Raw genomic sequence first — 22,130 nt, 5'->3', positions numbered from 1 at the left:
CCAGTATCGGAAGCCCCCGGACGATCGGCAATGGCCGGCAAGACCCGCGCCGCTACCGGAGGGAGGTCAGACCGGGATGGCGCCGAGCGCGAGCTGGTCGAAAGGCCCCGCCGCAGCCGACCGCCGCTCCGTCATCGCGTACACGACCACCCGCCCGGAACGCTTCCGCTGCTCGCGGGCGCGCGATGCCAATTCATGCACGACTTCGGCCAGATGGGTGCCGCAGGAATCGCGTCCGCGCTCTTTTGGCAGGGGCCCCTCCAGCCGCACGTGAAAGCACGACAGGCGGCCGCAGTGGGGCATTGAGCACGGTTGTTCACCTTGGAGGGGAGAGCTGTGCATCAAGGGGCACTTCCGGGAAGTCGGGCGGCTGAGCCTCCATCATGGCCCACCGCGCGCCTCCCTTCAACGCCGAGGAGACAGACCACCGCGCGAACGGGCTAGTCACAAATAACGCAAAACGCGCATTTATCCGATAAGCCACCCCGCCACGGCGACCGCGCCGACGTAGGGTGGCGGCCATGAGAATCCGCGTTCTCACCTTCAACACGCTCTTCCGAGGCCGGGCCCGGGAGCGCATCGAGGCCCTGGCCGGCGTGCTCGACGACTCCGACCACGACATCGTCTGCCTGCAGGAAGTGATATCGCCGTTCATTCTGGCGAGGCTCCGCTGCCTGACGCCGTCCTACCCGCACCTGGCGCGGGCCCGGGAATTCCCGCTCGTCCGAGGCGGCCTGGTCACCCTTTCCCGATGGCCTATCGTCCGCACCCACTACGAGCCTTTCGCCCTCGCCCGCCCAGCCCGCCCCGAATGGCTCCTGAACAAAGGCGCGCTGTTCACACGAATACAACTTCCGAGCGGCCATCTCACGGTGGTGAACACGCACCTTTCCGCGAACATGGACATGGACTGGTCGCCGTCCAACGTCTACACAAAGGTGGAGCAGGCAGAACTCGGCCGCCTGGCGACCGCCATCGAGCGGATCGATGAAACGGAGCCCCTGGTCGCCATGGGCGACTTCAACGTCCCCCGCGGCTCCCCCTACTTCGCGGCGTTCGCGTCCGCCGCCGGCCTGCACGACGGCCTCGCCGGCAGTACGGAACCGACCTACCGCCCCGAATGCGCCGACATCGGGGCGATAGACCAGCTCCTCCACAGGCCGGGCCTGGCGGCAGAGGCCCGCGTCGTCTTCAAGGACGAGGTCCGCCTACCGGACGGCGACCGCACCCACCTCTCCGACCACTACGGCATAGCCGCCACCCTGCACCTCACCGACTGAACCGGCCCCACCCGCGGCCGCTCACGATGCCGACCGACGTCGTGCGCGCCGCATGGCGATCAGCGGAGTGGTCAGGCACGCGGCAGCCAGCAGGATGACGAAGGCGACCGTCAAGGCCGTGGTGTAGCCGTGCACCGCGGCCGCATCCGGTCGCGGGTGCGGACGGGAGACCAGGTAGGCCGCGGTGGCACTGGCGGCCAGCGTGTTGAGCAGTGCCGTGCCCAGGGCGGCCCCCAACTGCTGGGCGGCGTTGTAGGCCGCGGACGCGGCCCCGATGTCATGCCCGCGCATGCCCTCGGTGGCGAGGCCGGCGGTCGGGGGCAGCACACAGCCGAGGCCGAGCCCGGTGAGCGCGAGCGCGGGAAGCAGGTAGAGGGCGAAGACGTCCGTGTCACCCGCCGGCAGGCGGGTCAGGATCAGCATCCCGGCGGCCGCGGCGAGCAGACCCGGCACGATCAGCACCGCCGGCTGGACGCGCCCGTGCAGTCTCCCGGCGATGAGCACGGACCCGGCCAGTGCCGCCAGTGCGTTGATGATCAGCGTCAGGCCGGCCTCGACCGGCGAGTAGCCCAGCACCGTCTGGGTGTAGTAGCTCATGAACAGGTAGAAGCCGAACATCGCCACGAACATCAGGGTGATGGCACAGAACGCGCCGGCGCGGGCGCGGTGCAGCAGCACCCGCATCGGCAGCAGCGGATGGGCCGCGCGGGACTCGACGGCGGCGAACGCGACCAGCAGCACCAGCCCGCCGGCCAGCGGCACCAGCACCCCGGCCGAGCCCCACCCCAGTGCTTCGGCGCGGTTGAACCCGTACACCACCGCGGCGAATCCGGCGAGGCTGAGCAGCGCGCCGGCGCCGTCCAGCCGCATCCGGCCTGCGACCGGCCGGTCGGCGGGCACCAGCGCCGTTCCGAGCACGGCGAGCAGTGCCACGGGCACGTTGATGTACAGGCACCAGCGCCAGTCGGCGTACTCGGTCAGCAGTCCTCCGGCGATCAGCCCGATCGCCGAGCCCGCGGCACCGACCGCGGCGAAGACCCCGAACGCCCGGCCGCGCTCGCGGGCCTGGACGAACGTGGTCGCCAGCAGCGACAGCCCGGCGGGTGCGAGCGCGGCGGCGAAGCACCCCTGCAGCGCCCGCGCCCCGAACAGCATCAGCGGGTTCACCGCGGCGCCGCCCAGCGCGGACGACGCGGCGAAGCCGACCAGCCCGATCTGGAAGGTGCGCCGGTGGCCGATCGCGCCGCTGACCCTGCCGCCGATCAGCAGCAGCCCGCCGAAGGCCAGCGCGTACGCGGTGATCGCCCACTGCCGGTTCCCGTCCGACATCCCCAGCGCCTGCTGCGCCGACGGCAGTGCGATGTTCACGATCGTCCCGTCCAGGACCACCAGCAGCTGCGCCGCGCTCACCACCGCCAGCGTCCACCACCGCCGCTTGGACGCGTCCCCCTGCCGGTCGCCGGACGCCTCACCGGCACCCTCCGCCACTTGCGTTCTGTTGTCTCCGACATCCATGACTTCCACTGTTTCGTTGAACTCGTCCCGGAGACTTTTCCGCTGCACACGGCTTGTTCAGCAGGGCGAAGGGGCCGACAACTCTCAACCCGCCATCGAACCTCCGGGCCACCGACGCACGCACGGCCCCGGCAGTTGCCTGCCGGGGCCGTGCGGTGAGGCGGTGGTTATCGGTGTGCTGCGCGGGTCAGGCGGAGGGCGGTCCAGGAGACTCGGGGCAGGACGGCCTTGAGGGTGGCGCCGTCGATCGACACCTGGTCGTTGGGGCGGGGGACGACGCGGTCGGGGGCTTCGCGGGTGTTGGTGGCGGTCAGGTCGGTGTCGGTCAGGGTGTAGGTCTCGGCCAGGTGCAGGTGCTCGGGGAACAGGTGCAGGTCCACGGTCAGCTCCACGGGGGCGTCCTGGTCGCGGTTGACCGCGAAGACGACCACGTCGCCGGTCTCCGCGTCGTGGGTGGCGATCGCGTCGACCACCGGGACCTCGCCGTGGCGGGCGGTCTCGTAGGTGGGGGACGTCAGCCGAGTGCGCAGAACGTCGCCCCTGGCCAGGGCGGCGGTCTTCGCGAACGGGTGGAAGATCGTCTGCCGCCAGGCCGGGCCGCCCGGTTCGGTGCGGATCGGGGCGATCACGTTGACCAGCTGCGCCTGGCACGCGGCGGTGACCCGGTCGCTGTGCCGCAGCAGGGAGATCAGCAGGTTGCCGACGACGACCGCGTCCGCGACGTTGTACTCGTCCTCGATGACGCGCGGCGCCACGTCCCAGCCCTCGGGCGGCTCCTGGCCCTGGAAGCGGGACAGGTACCAGACGTTCCACTCGTCGAACGACAGGTTGATCTTCTTCTTGCTGCGCAGCCGCGCGCCGACGCTGTCGGCGGTGGCGACGATGCTGTTCACGAAGTGGTCCATGTCGACGGCGCTCGCCAGGAACGAGCCGAGGTCGCCGTCCAGCTCCTCGTAGTAGGCGTGGCAGGAGACGTAGTCGACGAGGTCGTAGGCGTGCTCCAGGACGGTCGCCTCCCAGGCGCCGAACGTCGGCATGTCCGAGCTGGAACTGCCGCAGACCACCAGCTCCAGGCCCGGTTCCGCCGAGCGCAGCGCGCGGGCGGTGGACGCGGCGAGCAGCCCGTACTCGTGGGCGGTCTTGTGCCCGGTCTGCCACGGTCCGTCCATCTCGTTGCCGAGGCACCAGAGGGTGATGCCGTACGGCTTTGCCGCGCCGTTCGCGCGCCGCAGCTCGGAGAGGGTGGTCCCTTCGGCGTGGTTGACGTACTCGTGGACGTCCAATGCCTCCTGGACGCCCCGCGTCCCGAGGTTCACCGCGTACATGATCTCGACGTCGGCCTTGGCGGCCCACCGGGCGAACTCGTCGATGCCGACCTGGTTCGTCTCGACGCTGTGCCAGGCGAGGTCGCGGCGGCGGGGACGCCGGTCGCGCGGCCCGATGCCGTCCTCCCAGCGGTATCCGGAGACGAAGTTGCCGCCCGGATAGCGCACCATCGTGATGCCCAGTTCGCGGGTCAGCGCGAGGACGTCGGTGCGGAACCCCTCCTCGTCCGCCGCCGGATGGTCCGGTTCGTAGATCCCGGTGTAGACGCAGCGTCCCATGTGCTCGACGAACGAGCCGAACGTGCGGCGGCTGACCGGGGCCACGACCGCGGCGGGGTCGAGGACGGCGGATGCGTGCAGCATGGTTTCCCTTCGGGGGACGGCGTGCGGGGTGGTCACTTGACGGCGCCGATGGTCAGGCCGCCGCGCCAGTACCGCTGGAGCATGAGGAAGGCGATGATCAGCGGAATGATCGCGACGAGCGAGCCGGCCACGATGACGTTGAAGAGGGCCTCTCCGCCGCCGCTGCCGATGGTCGCGGACTGGTACCAGGTGCGCAGGCCCACGGTCAGCGGGAACAGGTCGTCGTTGCTGAGCATCACCAGCGGCAGGAAGAAGTTGTTCCAGGTCGCCACCATCGTGAACAGCAGCACGGTGACCAGCGCGGGACGCATCGCCGGCAGCGCCACGCTGCGGAACACCCGGAACTCGCCGGCGCCGTCGATGCGGGCGGCCTCCAGCATCTCGTCCGGCACCGAGTCGTGCGCGTAGACCCGCAGGAGGTACACGCCGAACGGGTTGAGCAGCGACGGCAGGATGACCGCCCAGATCGAGTCGGTGAGCCCGATCTCGCTCATCAGCAGGTACGTCGGCAGGACGAGCGCCGTCATCGGCACCATGATCAGGCCCAGCAGGGTCGCGAACAGGGCGTTGCGGCCCCGGAACTCCAGCTTGGCGAACGCGTACCCGGCGAGCGCGGCGACCGCGGTGGCTCCGAAGCCGCTGACCACCGAGTACAGCGCCGAGTTCCGCAGCCATTTGAGGTAGATGCCGTCGCTCTGGGTGAAGAGCGCGGACAGGTTGTCGAACAGGCTGAAGTCGCCGCCGAACCAGAGCGGCCGCGAGTCGAACAGCCCGTCGTTGTTCTTGGTCGCCGCCATCAGCAGCCACCAGAACGGCAGCAGGAAGTACACCGCCATGACCGCCATCACCGCGTGCGAGGCGATCCGTCCGGCGCCGAACCGGGCCGTCCGGCGGCGCGGGACCGGCGCGGCGGCCCTCGTGGACGCTCCGTCCATCGTCACCGTGCTCACCGCAGCGCGCTCCTTCGCCTCGTGACGAACAGGAAGATGTACGACCCGATGAAGACCACCGCGCCCAGCAGGAACGAGATCGCGGCCGAGTAGTTGTACTGCTGGTAGGAGAACGCCTGGTGGTAGGCGTACACGTTGGGCGTGTAGCTGTTGGTGATGGCGCCCGGGTTGAGCGGCTGCAGGATCAGCGGCTCGGTGAAGAACTGCAGGGTGCCGATGATCGTGAAGATCGTGACCAGCACGATCGCCGCGGAGATCATCGGTGTCTTGATGCGCAGCGCGATCTGCAGCGGACCGGCGCCGTCGATCCGGGCCGACTCGTAGACCTCGCGCGGCAGCCCCTGCAGGGCCGCGTACAGGACGATCATGTTGTAGCCGGCCCACTGCCAGGTCACGACGTTGCCGAGCGAGTACAGCACCCAGTCGCTGGACAGGAAGTCCGGGTTCCCGAGCGCGCTGAACAGGCCGGTGCGGGGGCTGTAGAGGAACCCCCACATCAGCGTCCCGATCACCACCGGCACCGCGTACGGGACGAACGCCGCCAGCCGGAAGAACCGGGAGAGGCGCGAGGTGGCGTGGTCGATGATCAGGGCGAAGGCCAGGGCCAGCGCGATCATCACCGGGGTCTGCACGACCCCGAAGACGATCACCCGGACGACGCCCCGGCGGAGCTCGGGGTCGCCGAGCGCCTGCCGGTAGTTGTCCAGCCAGGCGAAGACCTCGCCCTCCACCAGCGTCGACCGGTAGAGGCTGAGCTTGGCCGCGTACGCCATCGGCAGCAGCAGGAACGCGACGAGCAGGATGGTGAACGGCGTGACGAACAGCCACCCGGCCGCCGCCTGGCGGCCGGGTCCCCTGCGGATCCTCACGGTGCGACCTTGAAGCCCTGCTGCGAGGCGTACTTCGACACGTTCTGCTGGACGGTGTCCAGCGCCGCCGGCCACGGCGACTTCTTCTCGATCGCCTGGTTCATGGCCGTCGTCATCTGGCTGAAGTAGTAACTGTTGAACGGGCTCCAGTGGAACTCGCCGATGGCGTTGTAGGCCGGCACGAACACCTCGTTGACCTTCTGGCCGCCGAAGAACTCGTACTCCTTGCCCCGGAAGTAGTCCCAGTCGAGGATGGGCGTCACGGTCGGGAACAGGAACGCCTGGTCGATGCCGATCCGCCACGCGTCCTTGTTCGTCCCGAAGATCTCCATGGCGACCTTGGTCGCCTCCTTCGGGTGCTCGGACTGGTCGGTCACGGCGAACGCCGAACCGCCCCAGTCGCCCTGCGCGTTCGCCCCGGCCGTCCACTGCGGCAGCGGCGCGGCCCGCCACTTGCCCTCGGTCTTCTTGGCGACGCTCGCGAGGTAGCCGGGTCCCCAGCCGGCGGCCAGGTAGGTGGCGTACTTGCCGGTGGTGAGCCCGGTGTAGAAGTCGGTGGTGGCGAAGGCGGTGGTGTCGGCGAGGCCGCTGCCCACCATGTCCTGCCAGTACGCCATCGTCTGCTTGGCCTGCGGGCCGTTGATGCTGAGGCCGATGTTCGGCGCCTTGGCGGAGGTGTAGTCGAACGGGTGCGCGCCCGCCTGCCACAGCAGCCCCGTCATGAAGCCGCCGTCGTTGGCGCCGAAGTCGGTCATGAAGCTGCTGGGCGACGCCTTCTTCAGCTTCTGCGCCTGCTCCTTGAACTCCGCCCAGGTCTTGGGGACGGTGAGCTGGTACTTGTCGAAGAGGTCCTTGCGGTACAGCATCGCCATCGGCCCGGCGTCGACCGGGATCGCGTACACCTTGCCGCCCGCGCTGACCTGCTTCCAGGCCCAGTCGACGTAGTTGCCCTTGGCGGCGTTCGCGCCGTACTTGCCCATGTCCACCAGGTGCTTGGTGAGCTGGAACGTGGGAACTTCCTGGAACTCGATCATCACGACGTCCGGCGCGCCCTTGCCCGCCTTGAGCGCCGTCTGGAGCTTGGTGTACTGGTCCTGGCCGGTGCCCGCGTTCGTCCATTCGATCTGGACGTCGGTGTGGGTCTTGTTGAACAGGTCGACGACCGGCTTGAACGAGGGGTACCAGGCCCAGACCTTGATCTTGACCGGGCCGTCGGACGTGCCGCCCGCGTCACCGGAGCCGCCGCAGCCCGCCATCAGCGCGCCGGCGGCGACCACCGCCACGACCGCCCGGACCGGTCGGCGCCGTCCGCGTTTTACACTGAAGTGCCTGACACTCATGGGTCCCTCCCAGGGGGAATCCGACGCGCTCGTATCGCGTAGTGGGTGGGTCGGTCCTTGGTGCTGGCACGCCAAGGACCGGCTGCAGGTCCCGCGCGCACCGCCGGTGGAGCGTGTGGCGCGAGTCGTATGTCGTCCCTGATGAGCACGGAGCCCATCGCGTTCTACTATCCTTTTGCAGCGCTGCAAACAGGATGCACGCCGCGCCAGTGGACGGCAAGAGGGAACCTGCCGGAAGCTTGTGACGGGCCGGGAGCGGGCCACCGACCGACCGGAGGGGACGGGCATGCGACGAGGACGTGAGGTGACCCTGCGCGACGTGGCCGAACTGGCCGGCGTCTCCAGCCGGACGGTCTCCAACGTGGTGAACGGCTACGCGAACGTCACCGAGCACACCCGCCGGCGCGTGCAGGAGGCCGTCGACCAGCTCGGCTACCGGCCCAACGTGCTCGCCCGCAACCTCGCCCGCGGGCGCTCCGGGCAGATCGCCGTCGTCGTCCCGTACCTGGACACTCCGTACTTCTCCGAACTGCTCCAGGACATCATCCGCGCCGCCCGCGTCCAGGGCTACAACGTGCTGATCGACCAGACGGACGGCGACCGCGAGCACGAGCGGATGCTCATCAACCACGGCTCCAGCCGGCTGCTCTTCGACGGGGTCATCTTCAGCCCGCTCGGGCTCTCCCAGAGCGCCCTCGCCGACCGCGACCCGAACCTGCCGCTGGTCGTCCTCGGCGAGCGGGTCAGCGATGGAACGTTCGACCACGTCGGCATCGACGACGTCGAGGCGTCCCGGCACGCCACCGAGCACCTCCTCGACCTCGGCCGCCGCCGCGTCGCCGCGATAGGAGACCAGCCGTACGAGACCGGCGAGGCGGCGCAGCTGCGCACCCGCGGCTTCCGCGAGGCGCACGAGCGCCGCGGCCTGCCCGTGCACGAGGACCTCATCATCGGCAGGCCCCGCTTCAACCGGGCCGACGGCGCGGAGGCCATGGCCTTCCTGCTCGACCGGGACGACCCGCCGGACGCCGTCTTCTGCTACAGCGACCTCGTCGCGCTGGGCGCCATCCACACCCTGATCTCGCGCGGCATGCGCGTCCCGGAGGACGTCGCGGTGATCGGCTACGACGACATCGAGGACGGCCGGTACTCCAACCCGACGGTCACCACGATCTCCCCGGACAAGGGGATGATCGCGGCCACCGCCGTCGAGCGCCTGCTGCTGCGCATCGGCAGCACGGCCCCGCCGCCGGGGCTGGAGCTGCGGGCGCCGCACCGGCTGATCGTCCGCGAGAGCACGGCCGGACGCGTGTCCGGCTGAGCCGGGCGCGGTCCTTTCATGCCCGCCTTGCGCCGGGCCGGGTGCCGGTGCATCCTGTTTTGCAGCGCTGCAATCGGCGTGGATGTTACCGGTCACACTCGCTGCTCTGCGCGGTCCCCGGCCACCCGGTCCGGTTCCGGCCGCGCGTTTCGGGCCGGCAGCGTCACCCGAAAGGAGAGCCCGTCACATGACCGCTCCCGTACTGCCGCACGCGAGGCGGCGACCCTGGCGCGCCCTGGCGATCGCCCTGGCGGTCGCGCTCGTGGCGGCGTCGTCCGCCCTCGTCCTGATCATCCGCTACTCGGGAACCGGCCCGCAGGTTCGGCTCGTCAACACGGCTGCGGAGAAGGCCCTCGCCGCGTATCCGAACCCCGGCTACGTCACCGGCTCGACCGGCGCGCACGACCCCTCCGCCGTCCGGGCGCCCAACGGGACGTACATCGTCGTGACGACCGGCGACAACATCCCGATCAAGACGTCCACGGACCGGACCGCGTGGCGGAACGCCGGAGCCGCCTTCCCCGGCGGCGCGCCATGGACCACGTCGTACACCGGCGGCTCCCGCAGCCTGTGGGCACCCGACATCTCCTACCACGACGGTCAGTTCTACCTGTACTACTCGGCGTCCACGTTCGGATCCCAGCGCTCGGCGATCTTCCTGGCCACCAGCCCCACGGGCGCGTCCGGAACCTGGACGAACCGCGGACTGGTCATCGCGAGCAGTGGCTCGGTGAACTACAACGCGATCGACCCGAACCTCGTCGTCGACGGGTCGGGCCAATGGTGGCTGACCTTCGGGTCGTTCTGGTCGGGCATCAAGATGATCCGGCTGGACGCCGGGAGCGGCCTGCGCTCCACGTCCGACACGTCCGTCCGGTCCATCGCCTCCCGGGGCGGCGGCCCGATCGAGGCGCCGTTCATCTACCGGCACGGTGGCTACTACTACCTGTTCGTGTCCTTCGACTACTGCTGCCGGGGCGCCGCGAGCACGTACCGCGTCATGGTCGGCCGGTCGAGCTCGATCACTGGCCCCTACGTCGACCGCAACGGTGTGGCCATGAACTCCGGCGGCGGCACCGAGATCCTCGCCGGTCACGGCTCGATCCACGGACCGGGACATGAGGCCGTCCTCAGCGACGTCGACGGCGACGTCCTCTTCTACCACTACTACGCGGACAGCGGTGCCTCCTACCTGGGCATCAACCTCCTCGGCTGGGACGGCGCCGCCTGGCCGTACGTCTACTGACACCCCTCCGCTCCGGCCCGGACCCACCCCGTCCGGGCCGGAGTTAGGCTGCCGGTATGTGCGAGACAGGGGGCGGGCACGGCGAGGCGGCGGCGTCGATGCCGCGTCCGGCGGCGGGGGCGGCGGTCGATCCGATCGCGCTGGAGCCGGTGGACGAGGTCAAGATCGTCACGCTGGTCGACAACCTCTACGACGCGCTGCTGACCGGCGACGAGCGCGTCCGGCGGGCGGGCTCGGGCGCGGGCGCGGTGCGGGCGCCGCAGTTCGAGGACGGCCGGACCTTCGCCGGGATGGTCGCCGAGCACGGCTTCTCCGCGCTGGTCAGGGTCCGCCGCGCCGACCGCGTGAGCACCCTCCTGTTCGACACCGGCCTGTCTCCGGACGCGATGGTCACCAACGCCGACCGGCTCGGCATCGACTTCGGGGACGTCCAGGCCGTCGTCCTCAGCCACGGACATTTCGACCACGCGGGCGGGCTGGCCGGGCTTGCGGGCAAACGCGGCGTCCGGTCGCTGCCGATGGTGCTGCACCCGCTGGCCTGGACGCGGCGCCGGATCGCGGTGCCCGGCCGGGAGACCGAGGACCTGCCGACGCTGAGCAGGCGCGCGCTGGACGCGGAGGGCTTCGATGTCATCGAGCGCCGCGAGCCCTCCCTCCTGCTGGACGGCAGCGTGCTGATCACCGGCGAGGTCGACCGGACCACCGAGTTCGAGCACGGCATGCCGCCGTCCCATCAGGCGTGGACCGGGTCCGACTGGGTGCACGACCCGCTGGTGGCCGATGACCAGGCGCTCGTCGTCAACGTCCGCGACCGGGGCCTCGTCGTGCTGACGGGGTGCGGGCACGCGGGCGCGATCAACATCGTCCGGCACGCGCGGCGGCTGACCGGGGTCGACCGGCTGCACGCGCTCGTCGGCGGGCTGCATCTCGGCGGGCCGGCCTTCGAGCCGGTCATCGCGCCCACCGTGGACGCGCTGACCGAGCTGGCGCCGAGCCTCGTCGTCCCCGGCCACTGCACCGGCTGGCGCGCCCAGCACGCCCTGGCCGCCGCGCTGCCCGGCGCCTGGGTGCAGAGCAGCAGCGGCAGCACGTACCGCCTCACCGCCTAGTCCTGCTGGTAGTGGACCAGGAGGGGGAGGAACAACTCGTCCACGATCGTGGTGATGCGCTCGTCCGGGACGGGCTCGAACGTCATCAGCATGTCGTGGCGCAGCAGGTCGAACGGCAGCGTGAGCACCGAGTCGGGGACGCGGTCGCGGTCGAGCTCGCCGCGCTCGACGGCGCGCCGGAAGACGTCCCGCGACCAGAGCGAACCGCCGCCGATGATCTGCTCGCGCAGTTCGGCGGGCGTCGTCCCGGCCTCGGCGAACAGGCCGCCGAGCTGCGCGCCGACCATCGTGGCGAGATCGATGCGCCGCCGGGTCGCCGCGCGCATCAGCGCGATGAGGTCGCCGCGCAGGCTCCCGGTGTCCGGTACGGCGACGGGATCGACGTCCCGCCGATGGCGGATGGCCGCGATCACCAGCTCGGTCTTGCCCGGCCACCGCCGGTAGAGGACGGCGCGGCTGGTGCCCGCCCGGACGGCGACGCGCTCCATCGTCAGCGCGGCGTATCCGGCTTCGACCAGTTCGTCCCACGCGGCGCGCAGCAGCGCGTCCTCCAGGGCCTTGCCCCGCCGGCGCCTGCCCGGCTCCTCCGCCACGTCGTCCTCCGTTAAGAGTCACTTGTGTTTCTTACTCGGGTAGCCTACCGTGGACAATAAGGTACATTCATGACTCTTAATGAGGTTCGTCATGGGGGAGCGTCTCGACCCGAAAGTGCTCAAAACGGCCGGGGTACTGATCGCCGGAGTCCTCGCGGTCGTCTTCGACACCACGATCGTCGGCGTCGCGCTGCACTCGCTGGCCGCCGACCTGCACACCACGGTCGCCACCATCCAGTGGGTCACCACCGCCTACCTGCTCGCGCTCGGCATCACCGTCCCGCTGAGCACCTGGGCGATGGCCCGGTTCGGCGGCAAGCGCGTGTGGATCTTCTCGCTGGCCGTGTTCCTGGCCGGATCGCTCGCCTCCAGCGCCGCCTGGGACGCCCCCTCGCTGATCGCGGGGCGCGTCGTCCAGGGCATCGGCGGCGGGCTGATGCTCCCGGTGATGACCACCCTGGTCGTCCGGGCCGCGGGCGGCCGGCTGCTCGGCCGCACGACCGCGGTCGTCGCGCTGCCCGCGCTGCTCGGCCCGATCCTCGGCCCGCTGGTGGGCGGGCTGATCCTCACGCACCTCAGCTGGCGGTGGATGTTCTGGGTGAACGTCCCGTTCTGCGTCGTGGGCATCTGGCTGGCCGCGCGGTTCCTCGACCGCGATGACCCGTCCGCCCGTCCCCGCCTGGACGTCCCCGGGCTGGCGCTGCTCGCCCCCGGCATGGCCGCGACCATCTTCGGCCTCTCCGAGGCCGCCACCAAGGGCTTCGCGAAGCCCGGCGCCCTGACCCCGCTGATCATCGGCGTCGGCCTCGTCGCAGGCTTCGCCGCCTACGCGCTACGCCGCCCAGGCCCCCTCGTGGACGTCCGCCTGTTCGCCCACCGCCCGACCGCGTCGGCCTCGACCGTGCTGTTCTTCTCCGGCTTCACCCTCTACGGCGCCGTCCTGCTGCTGCCGCTCTTCTACCAGCAGATCCGCGGCGCCACGGCCCTCGACGCCGGGCTCGCGCTCGTCCCGCAGGGCATCGGCACGCTGCTCAGCCGCTCCCTCGCCGGCAGCCTCACCGACCGCATCGGCGCCCGCCCCATCACGGTCATCGGCTTCCTCGTAGTCGGGGCCGCCACCATCCCCTTCGCCTACGCCGACGCCCACACGAACACCTGGACACTCGCCGGCTGGCTTCTCCTACGCGGCATCGGCCTGGGCGCCGTAACGGTCCCCGTCATGGCTGTCGCCTACCAGGGCCTGGACCGCGAACAAATAGCCCACGCCAGCGTCCTGATCCGCGTAGCGCAACAAATAGGCGGCTCCTTCGGCACAGCAGTGCTGGCAGTGATCCTGGAGCACGTCATGACCACCGGCCACCCGGCCGACGCCTTCCACCAATCCTTCTGGTGGGCCACCGCCTTCACCGCCCTGGCCGCACTACTATCCCTGACCCTCCCCGGCAGGACCACCCCCGACCACCCCGCCCCAACACCCACTACCGCCCCAGAAACCGCCCGCTCCCGCCCGTAACCTGGCTGATCAGAAGCGGTCGTACATGGCTTCCAAGCGACGCTGGCGCTCCTCGTCACCAAGGACGATCCGGACCCGTATCAGATGCCCGTCGGCATCGTGGTCGGCATAGACGGGGAAGAAGCCGTCGCCCCACCCGGTCATGAAGCACATCGTCCGGGCAGCGCCGACCTCGATCGTCCCGGCCTCGTGCTCCGTGGCCCGGACCTGCGCCATCACCTGCCAATGGTGGGAATGCGGCCGGAAGTCGACGGCCAGGCGTCGCTCGGCGTCGGCGTCCAGCCATTCCTGCAGGGCGATGGCACGGTCGACGGCTTCTCCGACGGGCAGATCCGTCCAGCCGTAAGCCACGTCCTCCCCCGGCGCGGGCAGGGGCAGGGCGCCGAAGTGGTCGGACGCGGCGTGGACGGAGTACCCCCAGAACGCCACGTCCGCCATGCCGTCGATCGGCTCCTCGTGCCACCACGCCGCCAACGCGTCGGCGTCCGCGAGGCTCAGCCGCGCCGCGTCCACTCCGACATGACCGAGTAGCCGGGACGAACTGGGCTCGCCCGACCCGAGGTTGATCGAGACCGATTCCCAGCGCGTGCCGATCCGACCGAAATCCCGGCCGACCGCGGTTACGCCGATCTCCTGGCCGGTAGGCAGACCGCCAATGGCCACGACCGGAATCCCGTGCATGAGAAAGCCCTGCCCCCCGTCCCTCACGCAACGCCCGGCACGCTCCCGATGCGGCACCCGCGCCCCCTCACGCTGGAGGCCGGCGTCCAGGTCGTGCTCCCGGCAGTGCTGGTCGAAGGCGGCGGTGAGCTTCTCGATCCCATGCCCGGGGAGGTCGTAGAGCCACCTACCGGGCTGCCGGTCGAACGTCCGGGCGGCCGCTTCGGCGTCCGGTCCGATGACGGCGAAATCGGCCGCCGCACGGATGCTGTCGCGCACCTCCGGATCGAACATTCCGACGAGCACGGCCTCGTCCATGACGGGCGACGCATCGCCCGACCACAGCCCCAGGTACCCGGTGTCCACGATGACCAGTTCCCCGGACGGACAGGTGATCGAGCCCAGAGCGATCTCCGAAACGGTCGTCATCGCGACATTATGGACCGAACGATCAAGCCGCGAGGCCCACGGGCTCCGCACGCCGTCACCAGGTCGCGCGGTGCTTGCCGACGTAGCTGTACCGCCGGGTCGCGACGTACGTGGTGGCGGTCCATGTCAGCAGGGCCACGCCCGGCATGCCCAGCAGCGCGGCGAGCAGCGTCATAGCGCGCCTCCCGCGAGGTAGTGCAGCCGCCTGCGTGCTGCGTCGCGGTCCTGCGTCCGCAACGGGAACTCGGCCCACAGCCGGTCTTGCCGGACGGTCTCCCTGACGCACGCGTCCGCGTCCGGCCCGTACACGGCAGCCTCCAGCCCCGCCGCAACCTCACGGGCCGACAGGCGCAGCGCCAAGCGGGCCGTCCAGTGCTTCCCGTCCGCGTCGAATTCCACCGCGTCCCACCGCCGCGACGCGCGCGCCGTAGTCTCGTTCTCCATCGGGCATCGACTCCTTCGAAGTCGGTCTCCGTAGGCCCGTCCGGCGCTGCGAACGCCGGGCGGGCCGCTGTGCTCTCTCGGCTACCAACTGTAACCCTAAGTGTCCCTTAGTGTCTTTAGACGTCCCTAACAATCCTCTGTCCTGCCATGTTCTGGGCAGTCATAGCGTGTCTTGCGTGGGAGAGATCGACCTTGACGGGCCGGAACCGCTCTTCGAGCAGGTGGCGGGCGTTCTCCGCAAACGCATCGTGGCTGGGACATACCCGGTCGGGCGCCGCATTCCGAGTGTTCGGGACATCGCAGATGAATTCCGGGTGTCACAGACGACGGCGGAGGCGGCCGTCCGCGTCCTCCGGCGCGAAGGGCTTACGCGCGCGACGCGGGGACGCGGCACCTTCGTCATCGCGGTACCGCCCGCCGACAACGCGTAGTCGTCGACGGCCGCCTCTGCCCGGTGCGGCCTCGACCGGCGTGGTGATTCACGCCAGATGCCGAGATCGTCGTGGCGCGGCACTACGCTCCCCGGTGCTATGGAAATGTTGGAGTTCGATCTGGACCAGCCGCGGGCCGCTTATCTCGTCATCGCCGAGACGATCGAGGCGGAGATGCGCGCGGGCAGGCTGCGGCCGGGGCAGCGCATTCCGTCTGCGAGAGAGATCGCGGACGATGCCGGTGTCGGGATGCGAACGGCCGAGACCGCGCTGCGCCTCCTGCGCCAGAAGGGCCTGACCGTCGCCGTGGTCGGTAAGGCGACCTACGTCGCGCCGGACGTTGAACAGCGCCCCACAAGTGAGCAACCGCAAGAAGGCGCGCCGCCCCGCGAGTAGTTCGACCGTCCGGCGCGTCCGTCGTGCCGTACCGCCCGCTGGCAGCGCGTAGTTGTTGGGCGCGCGGGTGGTCAGGGGGTTAGGAGTGTGGTGATCGCCTTGTTCAGGCGGGCTGTGCGGGTGGCGGGGGTTCGGGCCTTGAGGAGCGGGAGGATGAGCAGGTAGCGGTCGGTTTTGCCCAGTTCCTCGAAGCGGGCGGCGGCCTGCGGGTGGGCGGCGAGGGCGGCGGCGAGGTCGGGTGGGACGGCGGCGTCGCGCTGGCCGGCGTAGGCGGCGGCCCAGCGGCCGTCCGCGCGGGCGGCGTCGATCTCCGCCATGCCGGACGGACGCATCCGGCCCGCGGCGATCAGCGCCTCCGCGCGCTCGACGTTGATCCGCGACCAGGGGCTGCCTGTGCGGCGCCGCGAGTAGCGCTGCAGGTAGGAGTGCTCGTCGTAGCCCTTGCGCTGGCTGTCGATCCAGCCGTGGCACAGCGCCACCTCACCCGCGTCCCCGATGGTGATGCACGCGACGGGTGCGCCCTTCTTGGCGATCTTCAGCCAGGCGCCGTCCTCGGTGCCGTGGTGCTCGGCCAGCCACGCGTCCCACTCGGCGGCGTCCCGGAAGTGCAACATCAGCGGCCCCCATGCTCGGCGAATGGTCCAAGGGTCGCACGGCCTCAGGACGGTTTGCGGGCTTCGATCAGGGTGCGGGTCGAGTGGGCTGTGAAGGGGCCCTCGTGCTGGATCTGGTCGTGTAGGGCGCGGAGGTGGGTGCGGTACTTCGGGACGGTGAAGTCTGGGACGATCCAGATCACCTTGCGTAGGAAGTAGATGACCGCGCCTATGTCGTGGAACTCCATGCGCAGGCGTTCTGGGCGGAGGTCGGTGACCTGGAGGCCCGCCTTGCGGGCTTCGGCGCTTTCCAGGTCTGGGTGGCGGTGCCGGCGGGCTTCTGGTTGGGGGCCCAGGAAGTACTCCGTCAGCTCGAAGACGCTTGCGGGGCCGACGTGCTGGGCGAGGTAGGTTCCGCCGGGGGTGAGGACGCGGGCGATCTCCGTCCAGCGGACGGTCGCCGGGTGCCTGCTGACCACCAGGTCGAACGCCTCGTCGGCGAAGGGGAGTTCGCCGGTGTCGGCTACCACGACCGCGCCTCGGGGGTGGAGGAGGCGTGTGGCCTTGGCGATGTTCGGTGGCCAGGATTCGGTGGCGGCCATGGTCGGTGGGAATCGCGGTGCGCCGGCCAGTACTTCGCCGCCGCCGGTCTCGATGTCGAGGGCCGCGTTCGCCGTCGCCAGCCGGTCGCTCATCAGGCGTTGGTATCCCCAAGACGGGCGCTGTTCGGTCGCGCGGCCGTCGAGCCAGGAGAAGTCCCAGCCGTCGACGGACGCGGATTCGGCCTCGTCCACCAGATCATCGAAGGTGCGTTCCATCAGGTGGCCACGCCGAACATGGGCAGGCACGGGGCGAGACCTTTGATGGTGACCGGTGTGGTGGCGTGCTTTTCCCACTGCGCGCGTGTGAGGCGCATCCGGTGCTCGATGGTCATGGCGCCTCGGACGACGCGGCGTGCGGTGCCGTTGTCCTGGTAGCCGAGTTTGCGCGACACCGCGAGTGAGGCGCGGCTGTCGGCGAACGCCCTGGAAACGGCCTCGTCGGCGCCGAGTCCGGTGAATGCCAGGTGCAGGACGGCGGCTCTCATCTCGCTGCCGATGCCCTTCCCGTGATGGCGCAGGCCGAGCCATGAACCGGTGCCCACCTGGCGGAGAACGGCCAGGTCGTGGGCGCGGAGGTCCTGCTGGCCGACTACCTCACCGGCGTGGAGCACGGTGAGGTTCAGCTGCCAGTCGTCCGGTGTCCATTGGCCGAGTGTCAGCCAGTGGTGCTGGACGACTCCCCGGGCGACTTCGCCGGGAGGGCGGTCCGTCCACGGGACCATGAACGGCATCGTGCCGGGTGCGTGGACGCCCTGCGCCGCAACGCTTGCGAGAGCGCCGAGTTCTTCGGGGGACGGCAGCCGCAACTCCAGGCGCGGGGTCCGCAGCCGCAGCCCGAGCAGTGGAAAGTGTTCGGTCGGCATCTCCTCAGACTGCCGTCTCCCTGCGTGCCGCGGCATCCTGTTTTTGCCCGACCTCGGCGGGCTAGCGAAGACGGGGTTCCTCAGAAGCCGATGACGACGAAGATGATGCCGCCGACGACGTGCGCGATGACGGTGACGACCAGGACGGCGATGAAGACGTACTTCGCCGTGGGGTGGTCGAAGTGCGAGCCGGGACGGCCGCGCTGCGTGGAGCGGGCCTCGGCCTGCTGTTCGAGGTCGTCCAGCGACGGGAGGAAGGACGGTCGTCGCAAGGCCATCGATCTACATCCGTCCTGGTCGGGAGGGGGTTTCATCATTGTCAACGACGCGCGGGCGCGGTTCTAATCCGGTTGGCGGGACTCGGCACCTGGATGCCTCTTGGGTAGCTTGGGAAACATGTCGTCCTCTCTCGTCTCGGGCCCTGCGCGGCAGGTTTCGCCTTCGGCGCGGCGGCGCAACCTCGGGGCCGTCCTGCGGGAGGTGCACCGGGACGGGGCGGTGCTGCGCACCGAACTCGCCGACCGGATGGGCGTCAACCGGAGCACGATCCTGACGCTGATCGCCAAGCTCGCCGCCGAGGGCCTGGTGCGGGAGGAGCCGTCGGCGGGGACGGGACGGGCGGGCCGCCCGTCACTGGTCGTCCGCGCCGAGAGCGGCCGGGCGTACGTGCTGGCGTTCGACGTCGCGGTGGACCGGGTCGCCGCCGCCAGGGTCGGGCTCGGCGGCCGGATACTGGAGCGCCGGGAGGCGTCGCGCCGACGGGGGCGGGACGACCTGGACGAAGTGGTCGACGTCCTCGCCGGATTCGGCGCCGACCTCGTCGCGACCGCGCCCCCGGAGGCGGACTGCGTGGGCGTCGGCGTGTCGTACTGCGGCATGATCCGGGCCGTCGACGGGAAGGTGCGGCTGGCCCCCACCATGGGCTGGACCGACCTCGATGTCGGGCCGGAGCTCGGCCGGCGGCTCGGCCTGGGCCTGCCCGTGGCCGTCGGCAACGAGGCGCACCTGGGCGCGCTGGCCGAGCACGTCCGCGGTGCGGGCGCCGGCCACCGGAACGTCATCTACCTGCACGGGGACGTCGGGGTCGGCGGCGGCATCATCGTCGGCGGCCGGCTGCTGGACGGCGACGAGGGCTACGCCGCCGAACTCGGCCACATGATCGTCAACCCCTACGACGGCCGTCCCTGCAACTGCGGTTCGCGCGGCTGCCTGGAGGCGGAGGTCGGCGAACCGGCCCTGCTGGAGGCGGCCGGACGCGCCGGCGGCCCGCACGGGCGGGACGGCGTCCGGGCGGTCGTCGCGGCGGCGGAGGGCGGAGACGAGGCCGCCCGCAGGGCCCTGGACCAGGTCGGCGGCTGGCTCGGCCTCGGCGTCGTCAACCTGATCAACCTGTTCAACCCGGGCGTCGTCGTCTTCGGCGGCATGCTGAGCGAGGTCTACCGGGGCGCGGCGCCCCTGGTCCGCGAGCGGGTGACGACCCGCGGCCTGCCGGTGTCCCGCGAGCGGGTCGCGCTCCGCACCGCCGCGCTCGGCTACGACGCGACCCTGGCGGGCGCCGCCGAACTCGGCTTCGCCGCGCTGCTCGCCGACCCCGTCGGCGTCCTCGGCGGGTAGCGGACGCGCGGCGGATCAGGCGTTGCCGCCCCAGTACGGGCCGCCGTACCGCATGAGCACGCCCTCGATCTCCTTGCGCGAACCCCGGAGCCGGTGGACGGGCACGACGACGATCCAGCCCGTCTTCCGCTCCAGGTAGCACAGCGGCGTGCGCGGCCCGCGCGGCGGCGGGTAGCCGATGCCGGCCGCGGGCGCCACGCAGACCGACCAGCCGGCGGGCGAGTCCGCGCGGCGGACCACGACGCGGGCCATCGCATGCCACGGGTAACGGACGCGGCGGCCCCCGTACCGCACCTCGATGCCGTTCTGGCCGACCTCCATCTCGGACGGTTTCAGCAGTTCCCGGACGAGCGGGACCGTCCACACGATCGGCCCGCGCACGAGCCAGTAGGTGATCGCGAAGAGGCACACGTAGAACAGCACGACCATGAGGCCGCCGGGCGATCCCCCCGAGTTGACCACGCTGACGATTCCGAGCAGGCCGATCGCGAGCCCCAGGAGGAGGCGGAGGGAATGGCCCACGAGCGCGAATGCCACGGGCGTGACGCTGCCCTTGAAGACGATGGGCGGAAGTTGCTGAGAAAAGGGCGGGCCGGGCTGCTGGACGCTACCGGGTTCGAGCGGCTCCGGTGCGGCCAGCGTCCACCCGGAATCGTCCGGCCGAGGGCCGGTTCCGAGGCCGCCGGGCCCGGTTCCAGGGGCCGAATACCGGGTCAGCATGTCCTGGACGGGCTGCGGAAGCCATGCACTGTTCCGCCCGGCGCGGGACAGAACCTCCAGCAATTCCGTCGGCGTCGGCCGTGCCGCCGGATCCTTGGCGAGACAGCGCTCGACGATTTCGCGCAGCGGGGCGGGCAGGCCGTCCAGCACGGGTTCCTTGTGGACGACGCGGTAGGTCAGCGCTTCCGACGGCCCTTCCCCGAAAGGCCGTACTCCCACGACATAGGCGAGGACGGTGCCGAGGGCGAACACGTCGCAGGCCGGGGTGACGGACCCTTCGGCCAGCAGTTCGGGCGCCATGAAACCGGGCGTTCCGGCGTGGGCGGTGACTCCGGACGCGTCGACGGCGCGGGCGATGCCGAAATCGATGACGCGCGGGCCGTCGGCCGCGAGCAGCACATTGGACGGCTTGAGGTCGCGATGCACGACGCCGACACTGTGAATGGCCTCGAGCGCCTCCGCCAATCCGGCGCCCAGCACGAGGGCCGATTCCAGCGGTAAGGGCCCGTGCTCGGCGATCGCGGAGGCCAGCGAAGGCCCCGGCACATAGGCGGTGACCAGCCACGGGACGTCCGCGTCCGGATCGGCGTCCACGACGGGAGCGGTGTGGAACCCGCCGACCTGGCGCGCCGCCTCCACCTCGCGTTTGAAACGCCGCCGGAACTCGGCGTCGGCGGCCAATCCCGGATGGACGACTTTCACCGCCACCGGCCGGCCGCCGGGGGACGAGCCGAGGAACACCTGCCCCATTCCGCCCGCGCCGAGCCGGGCCGAGAGCGCGTATCGGCCGATCGTCCGAGGATCCCCAGGTCGCAGATCGTCCACGCGATGCCCCGCTCTTCCGTTGTATCCGGACCCGTCCGCCCCGGCCCGAATGATCTTCAAATTAAAACGGACGGGCTCGGCCCCCGGTAGGTCATGAGACGCAGAAACCGCATCCAGGAGCCCGCCGGGCTCAGCTGGGACTGATCAGCGCGTCGATCTCGGCGAGCAGCCGCAGCGCCGCCTCGTCGTCCGTCCGGGCGAAGGCCGCGCTGACCGCCGCGCCGGCGGCCCCGCCGGTCAGCCATCCGACGACCTGCCGGTACGGGCGGGACGAGACGTCCCAGAAGGCGTTGAGCAGACGCGGACGGCCGCGACGCCACGCCAGTTCGCCGCTGACGAACTCGTGCAGGTTGTGGAGGGAGCGCTCGGACGTCAGGTGTCCCCATTCCTCCAGGTAGGGCGCCATGTCGGCGTCGGCGGCGGCGAGTGCGCAGAGCTCCGTGCACACGCCGGAATAGCAGGACAGGGCACGGGTCCAGTAGGCGCCCAGGAACGCGGCGAGGGCGTCGCGTTGCGGCCAGTCGCGCCATCCGGCCTGGGCGAGCTTGCCGAAGACGATCTCCGTGTCCGGGAACAGGAAGGCGCTGTCAGCGGCCAGCTCCAGCACGCGCGGCGCGAAGTAGCGGAACTCCTCCGGACCGGCCCACGTGTTCAGCGCCGCCGCCGCGTAGTGGCGGAGGTCGTCGGCGTCCAGGCCGCGCAGGGGGCGCTGGAGCAGCGGCCGGCCCTCGTCCGGGCGGACGCAGCAGGGGCAGCCGGGCAGGCCGGCCGGACGCGGGACGTCCGCGAACGCCGCGTAGAGGTCCTCGACCGCCTGTGCGAGCGCCCGTTCCGCCGCGTCAGGAGGAGTGTTCAGCCGCGTGTTCCGCCAGTTCCAGGTCGATGAAGGCGGCGATCATCGAGCGCCACACCGCCTCGGCGACCTCGGGCGCCAGGCCGGCGTCCGCCGCGCGCTGCCGCGCCAGCGCGACGACCCGCTCCACCCGGTCGGGGGCGCGGACGGCCCGCTCGTCGGCCTTGAAGGCGGCGGCGGAGCGCACCAGGCCCTGCCGCTCGGCGAGCAGCCGGACGAGTTCGCCGTCGATGCGGTCGATCCGGGCGCGTACCTCGTCGAGCGATTCCATGTGCT

24 protein-coding genes are annotated in these 22,130 nt (G+C 70.8%); 8 read left to right on the top strand and 16 right to left on the bottom strand.

The features are described from left to right. Positions 1-66 precede the first annotated feature (66 nt). Positions 67-270: a hypothetical protein gene (locus ABZ806_RS13130; protein ID WP_500217180.1), complete on the bottom strand. Its 204-nt coding sequence runs from the start codon at positions 268-270 to the stop codon at positions 67-69. Positions 271-521: 251 nt separating this feature from the next. Between ABZ806_RS13130 and ABZ806_RS13125 the strand changes: the two genes are divergently transcribed. Then, positions 522-1,280 (top strand): endonuclease/exonuclease/phosphatase family protein, encoded by a 759-nt coding sequence (locus ABZ806_RS13125; protein WP_500217177.1) that lies wholly within the window; start codon positions 522-524, stop codon positions 1,278-1,280. A 21-nt stretch (positions 1,281-1,301) separates the two neighbouring features. Here the strand turns inward: ABZ806_RS13125 and ABZ806_RS13120 are convergent, their stop codons facing one another. The 5 genes from ABZ806_RS13120 to ABZ806_RS13100 all read right to left on the bottom strand — a co-directional run bounded on the left by ABZ806_RS13120 (position 1,302) and on the right by ABZ806_RS13100 (position 7,585). Next, positions 1,302-2,768, bottom strand: a complete 1,467-nt coding sequence (locus tag ABZ806_RS13120; protein WP_500217175.1) for an MFS transporter — start codon at positions 2,766-2,768, stop codon at positions 1,302-1,304. Positions 2,769-2,962: 194 nt separating this feature from the next. Next, the gene (arfA, locus tag ABZ806_RS13115; RefSeq protein ID WP_500217173.1) at positions 2,963-4,483 is read right to left on the bottom strand and encodes an arabinosylfuranosidase ArfA; all 1,521 of its coding nucleotides are present in this window, start codon (positions 4,481-4,483) and stop codon (positions 2,963-2,965) included. 32 nt (positions 4,484-4,515) lie between these two features. Next, complete coding sequence (locus ABZ806_RS13110) at positions 4,516-5,433, bottom strand: carbohydrate ABC transporter permease (RefSeq protein ID WP_500217171.1); 918 nt, start codon at positions 5,431-5,433, stop codon at positions 4,516-4,518. Continuing rightward, a complete protein-coding gene (locus ABZ806_RS13105; RefSeq protein WP_500217169.1) occupies positions 5,430-6,302 on the bottom strand; it encodes a carbohydrate ABC transporter permease in 873 nt (290 codons plus the stop codon). The genes ABZ806_RS13110 and ABZ806_RS13105 overlap by 4 nt, the downstream gene beginning before the upstream one ends. Beyond that, on the bottom strand, positions 6,299-7,585 hold the full coding sequence (locus ABZ806_RS13100) for an ABC transporter substrate-binding protein (RefSeq protein WP_500217167.1): 1,287 nt from the start codon (positions 7,583-7,585) through the stop codon (positions 6,299-6,301). Before ABZ806_RS13100 ends, ABZ806_RS13105 begins: the two co-directional genes overlap by 4 nt. Before the next feature lie 343 nt (positions 7,586-7,928). On the opposite strand from ABZ806_RS13100, the gene ABZ806_RS13095 reads away from it, so the two are divergent. From ABZ806_RS13095 to ABZ806_RS13085, 3 genes are all read left to right on the top strand, one after another. Beyond that, positions 7,929-8,963, top strand: coding sequence for a LacI family DNA-binding transcriptional regulator (locus ABZ806_RS13095; RefSeq protein WP_500217165.1), 1,035 nt, complete (start codon positions 7,929-7,931; stop codon positions 8,961-8,963). A gap of 187 nt (positions 8,964-9,150) precedes the next feature. Then, positions 9,151-10,209: an arabinan endo-1,5-alpha-L-arabinosidase gene (locus tag ABZ806_RS13090; protein ID WP_500217162.1), complete on the top strand. Its 1,059-nt coding sequence runs from the start codon at positions 9,151-9,153 to the stop codon at positions 10,207-10,209. A gap of 56 nt (positions 10,210-10,265) precedes the next feature. Beyond that, a complete protein-coding gene (locus ABZ806_RS13085) occupies positions 10,266-11,318 on the top strand; it encodes an MBL fold metallo-hydrolase (protein WP_500217160.1) in 1,053 nt (350 codons plus the stop codon). Here ABZ806_RS13085 and ABZ806_RS13080 read toward each other — a convergent pair. Next, on the bottom strand, positions 11,315-11,911 hold the full coding sequence (locus ABZ806_RS13080; protein WP_500217158.1) for a TetR/AcrR family transcriptional regulator: 597 nt from the start codon (positions 11,909-11,911) through the stop codon (positions 11,315-11,317). The two genes, ABZ806_RS13085 and ABZ806_RS13080, sit on opposite strands and share 4 nt — an antisense overlap. Positions 11,912-12,002: 91 nt before the next feature. On the opposite strand from ABZ806_RS13080, the gene ABZ806_RS13075 reads away from it, so the two are divergent. After that, on the top strand, positions 12,003-13,424 hold the full coding sequence (locus ABZ806_RS13075) for an MDR family MFS transporter (protein ID WP_500217156.1): 1,422 nt from the start codon (positions 12,003-12,005) through the stop codon (positions 13,422-13,424). A 9-nt stretch (positions 13,425-13,433) separates the two neighbouring features. On the opposite strand, the gene ABZ806_RS13070 is transcribed toward ABZ806_RS13075, so the two are convergent. Together ABZ806_RS13070 and ABZ806_RS13065 are read right to left on the bottom strand one after the other, a co-directional pair. Then, positions 13,434-14,564 (bottom strand): DUF4241 domain-containing protein, encoded by a 1,131-nt coding sequence (locus ABZ806_RS13070; protein ID WP_500217154.1) that lies wholly within the window; start codon positions 14,562-14,564, stop codon positions 13,434-13,436. Positions 14,565-14,684: 120 nt separating this feature from the next. After that, the gene (locus ABZ806_RS13065) at positions 14,685-14,957 is read right to left on the bottom strand and encodes a hypothetical protein (RefSeq protein ID WP_500217152.1); all 273 of its coding nucleotides are present in this window, start codon (positions 14,955-14,957) and stop codon (positions 14,685-14,687) included. A 176-nt stretch (positions 14,958-15,133) separates the two neighbouring features. Between ABZ806_RS13065 and ABZ806_RS13060 the strand changes: the two genes are divergently transcribed. Both ABZ806_RS13060 and ABZ806_RS13055 read left to right on the top strand, forming a co-directional pair. Further along, positions 15,134-15,388, top strand: coding sequence for a GntR family transcriptional regulator (locus ABZ806_RS13060; RefSeq protein ID WP_500217149.1), 255 nt, complete (start codon positions 15,134-15,136; stop codon positions 15,386-15,388). Between the two features lie 108 nt (positions 15,389-15,496). Next, on the top strand, positions 15,497-15,784 hold the full coding sequence (locus tag ABZ806_RS13055) for a GntR family transcriptional regulator (protein ID WP_500217146.1): 288 nt from the start codon (positions 15,497-15,499) through the stop codon (positions 15,782-15,784). Positions 15,785-15,855: 71 nt separating this feature from the next. Here ABZ806_RS13055 and ABZ806_RS13050 read toward each other — a convergent pair whose 3' ends face one another. From ABZ806_RS13050 to ABZ806_RS13035, 4 genes are all read right to left on the bottom strand, one after another. Continuing rightward, positions 15,856-16,398, bottom strand: a complete 543-nt coding sequence (locus tag ABZ806_RS13050) for a YdeI/OmpD-associated family protein (protein ID WP_500217144.1) — start codon at positions 16,396-16,398, stop codon at positions 15,856-15,858. 44 nt (positions 16,399-16,442) lie between these two features. Continuing rightward, on the bottom strand, positions 16,443-17,195 hold the full coding sequence (locus ABZ806_RS13045) for a class I SAM-dependent methyltransferase (protein WP_500217142.1): 753 nt from the start codon (positions 17,193-17,195) through the stop codon (positions 16,443-16,445). Further along, a complete protein-coding gene (locus ABZ806_RS13040) occupies positions 17,195-17,842 on the bottom strand; it encodes a GNAT family N-acetyltransferase (protein WP_500217140.1) in 648 nt (215 codons plus the stop codon). The genes ABZ806_RS13045 and ABZ806_RS13040 overlap by 1 nt, the downstream gene beginning before the upstream one ends. Positions 17,843-17,922: 80 nt before the next feature. After that, complete coding sequence (locus tag ABZ806_RS13035) at positions 17,923-18,120, bottom strand: hypothetical protein (protein WP_500217138.1); 198 nt, start codon at positions 18,118-18,120, stop codon at positions 17,923-17,925. A gap of 118 nt (positions 18,121-18,238) precedes the next feature. Here ABZ806_RS13035 and ABZ806_RS13030 point away from each other — a divergent pair, with 118 nt between their 5' ends. After that, positions 18,239-19,456: an ROK family transcriptional regulator gene (locus ABZ806_RS13030; protein ID WP_500217136.1), complete on the top strand. Its 1,218-nt coding sequence runs from the start codon at positions 18,239-18,241 to the stop codon at positions 19,454-19,456. A gap of 15 nt (positions 19,457-19,471) precedes the next feature. Here the strand turns inward: ABZ806_RS13030 and ABZ806_RS13025 are convergent, their stop codons facing one another. From ABZ806_RS13025 to ABZ806_RS13015, 3 genes are all read right to left on the bottom strand, one after another. After that, positions 19,472-21,001 (bottom strand): serine/threonine-protein kinase, encoded by a 1,530-nt coding sequence (locus ABZ806_RS13025; protein WP_500217134.1) that lies wholly within the window; start codon positions 20,999-21,001, stop codon positions 19,472-19,474. 130 nt (positions 21,002-21,131) lie between these two features. Beyond that, positions 21,132-21,608 carry a hypothetical protein gene (locus ABZ806_RS13020; protein ID WP_500217132.1) on the bottom strand — a complete coding sequence of 159 codons (477 nt, stop codon included), beginning with the start codon at positions 21,606-21,608 and terminating at the stop codon, positions 21,132-21,134. Between the two features lie 232 nt (positions 21,609-21,840). Continuing rightward, positions 21,841-22,125, bottom strand: coding sequence for a chorismate mutase (locus ABZ806_RS13015; RefSeq protein WP_500217131.1), 285 nt, complete (start codon positions 22,123-22,125; stop codon positions 21,841-21,843). Between the last annotated feature and the right edge of the window lie 5 nt (positions 22,126-22,130).

The organism is Spirillospora sp. NPDC047418 (assembly GCF_040643275.1).
Taxonomy (GTDB): Bacteria; Actinomycetota; Actinomycetes; order Streptosporangiales; family Streptosporangiaceae; genus Spirillospora.
The sequence above is the reverse complement of the archived record's forward strand: the minus strand, read 5'-3'. Positions and strand labels throughout refer to the sequence as shown.